Origin of the sequence: Sphingobium ummariense RL-3 (assembly GCF_000447205.1) — a bacterium.
GTDB lineage: Bacteria > Pseudomonadota > Alphaproteobacteria > Sphingomonadales > Sphingomonadaceae > Sphingobium > Sphingobium ummariense.
Window position 1 is genome coordinate 1 of record NZ_AUWY01000040.1, and the last position, 2,345, is coordinate 2,345.

Genomic DNA, 2,345 nt, shown 5'->3' on the forward strand with positions numbered 1-2,345 from the left:
GGCCGTTGAGGCCGAGGACAGCTGGGCGCCGGAGGCGGCGCCCGCGCGCGCCTGGCTGCAGGAGGCGGATGCACTGGCCGGCCAGGGCCGCTATGCCGAGGCGGTGCACCATCTGTTGCTGCGCAGCGTCGAAGACCTGTCGCGTCGCAGGCCCCAGATCGTGCGGCCCGCGCTCACCAGCCGCGACCTTTCCCGCGCCGAGGGCATTCCCCAAGCTCCGCGCCGCCTGTTCGCGGAGATTGCGGCGGCGGTGGAGCGCAGCCTGTTCGGCGGCCGCGCGATCGACGCGGACGAATGGCATCGCTGCCGCGCCGCCTATGCCGATTTCGCGCAGACAAGGACATGGTCGGCATGAGCGATATCGCCCTGACGAAAGGCGATCAGCCGGCGCTGTTCCGGGGTTTCACCGTCGGGCTGATGCTGGCGATCGGCATCGTCGCCTTCGCTGCCATGCTGGTTCTGGGCGCCTATGCGCCCGACCTGCGATCGGGCCGCAACGGCGGTTCACACGCCCTTTCCACCGCAGTCACGGGTTATGCCGGGCTGGTGCGGCTGGCGGAGGCGACCGGGCGCCATCCGCGCATCGTCCGCCATCCGCATCAATATGACAGCGAAGATCTGCTGGTGGTCACGCCGGAACGGGGGTCGATCGACATCAGCGCCGCGCTGCGCGGGCGGGAGGGGAAGCCGACCCTTTTCGTCCTGCCGAAATGGCTCATGGTGCCCGACCGGGAGCATCAGGGCTGGTCGCGCTACGCCGGGCTGATGCCGCTCTCCGAGCCGGTCGGCGTGCTGGCGCCCGGCGTGCGCTTCACGATGCGACAATATAAGAGCGGGGGCGGACGGTTGGTGACCCACGACCTCCCGGCAGCCGTTCGCTTCTGGGCGCCGCGCCCGATCCAGGTCATCACCGGCATCGACCGCAACAACAATCAGCAGGCCGACAGCTGGCGCGATCTGACGCCGCTCATCACCGACCGGAACGGCGGGATCGTCCTCGCCCGGCTCGGCGGCGGGCCGCTCTACGTGCTTGCCGATCCCGACCTGCTCAACAATCGCGGCATGAAGGAGGAGGACCAGGCGGCTTCCGCGCTGGCGCTGCTCGACTGGATGAACAGCACCGGCGCTGAAGGCATCGCCTTCGACGTGGCGATGAACGGCTTCGGCCATTCGCAGAGCCCCCTGAAGCTGCTGTTCGAGCCGCCCTTCCTCGCTGCCACGCTGGCGATCCTCGCCGCGCTGCTGTTGGCTGGTATCCATGCTTTCGGCCGCTTCGGCCCGCTGCGCCCGCGCGAACGCGCTGTTGCCTTCGGCAAGGCAGCGCTGGTCGACAACAGTGCCGCGCTGATCCGCAAGGCGGGGCGGGAGGCGCGGCTGGGCGGGCGCTACGCCGCCGTGATCCGCGAGCGGGCGGCGCGCATCTTCGGCGTACCCGCGCGCCTCAAGGGCGACGCGGTCGATGCCTATCTCGACAATCTGACCGGACGGCAGCGCTTCACCGATCTCGCCCGCGCGGCGGAGGAGGCGCAGGACCGGCGCGAACTGATGGAAACGGCCCGGGCGCTCCATGCCTGGCAATGGGAGAAACGGACGTGACGGTGGAAGAAGTCCAGGCGCTGGCGCAGGCCATCAGGCAGGAGGTCGCGCGCGCGGTCGTGGGGCAGGAGGCGACGGTCGACCTGATGCTGGTCGCCCTGTTCTCCGGCGGGCACATCCTGCTGGAAGGGCCGCCGGGTACCGCGAAAACGCTGATCGCGCACAGCTTCGCCCGCGCATTGGGCCTCGATTTCGGGCGCATCCAGTTCACCCCGGACCTGATGCCCGGCGACATCATCGGCGCCAATCTGTTCAACTTCCAGACCAGCCAGTTCACGCTGACGCGCGGCCCGATCTTTACCGAGCTGCTGCTGGCGGACGAGATCAACCGCACCCCGCCCAAGACGCAGGCGGCGCTGCTGGAGGCGATGCAGGAGCGCACCGTCACGATCGACGGCGAAAGCCTGCCGCTGTCGGACCGCTTCATGGTGGTGGCGACGCAGAACCCGATCGAGCAGCAGGGCGTCTATCCGCTGCCTGAGGCGCAGCTCGACCGCTTCCTCTTCAAGCAGACGGTCGATTATCCGAGCGAGGCGGAGGAACGGCGGATCATCGCCACCCATGGCGCACGCACCAACGCGATGATGCCGGAGGACTGGGGCGTGAACCCGGTCGCCGATGCCGCGACGCTGGGCGCGGCGCTGGCGACGGTGGGCGCGGTGCGGCTGGCGGACGAGGTGGTCGACTATATCCTGGCGCTGGTCCGCGGCACGCGCGACGTCGCGGACCTGGAAAGCGGCGCCTCACCC

At 69.6% G+C, this 2,345-nt stretch carries 2 protein-coding genes and 1 pseudogene; all 3 read left to right on the forward strand.

What is annotated here, in order from left to right; genetic code table 11:
- Positions 1-355: pseudogene (locus tag M529_RS29430) on the forward strand (DUF4129 domain-containing protein); the annotation flags it as partial.
- On the forward strand, positions 352-1,596 hold the full coding sequence (locus M529_RS29435) for a DUF4350 domain-containing protein (RefSeq protein ID WP_031294454.1): 1,245 nt from the start codon (positions 352-354) through the stop codon (positions 1,594-1,596). The pseudogene M529_RS29430 and the gene M529_RS29435, both read left to right, overlap by 4 nt.
- Positions 1,593-2,345 (forward strand): AAA family ATPase (locus M529_RS29440; protein ID WP_040600338.1); only part of this gene is annotated, 753 nt, incomplete at its 3' end. The genes M529_RS29435 and M529_RS29440, both read left to right, overlap by 4 nt.

Coding starts and splice junctions, on each gene's coding strand:
- M529_RS29435 (WP_031294454.1), top strand. CDS start 352: ATGAGCGATATCGCCCTGACGAAAGGCGATCAGCCGGCGCTGTTCCGG.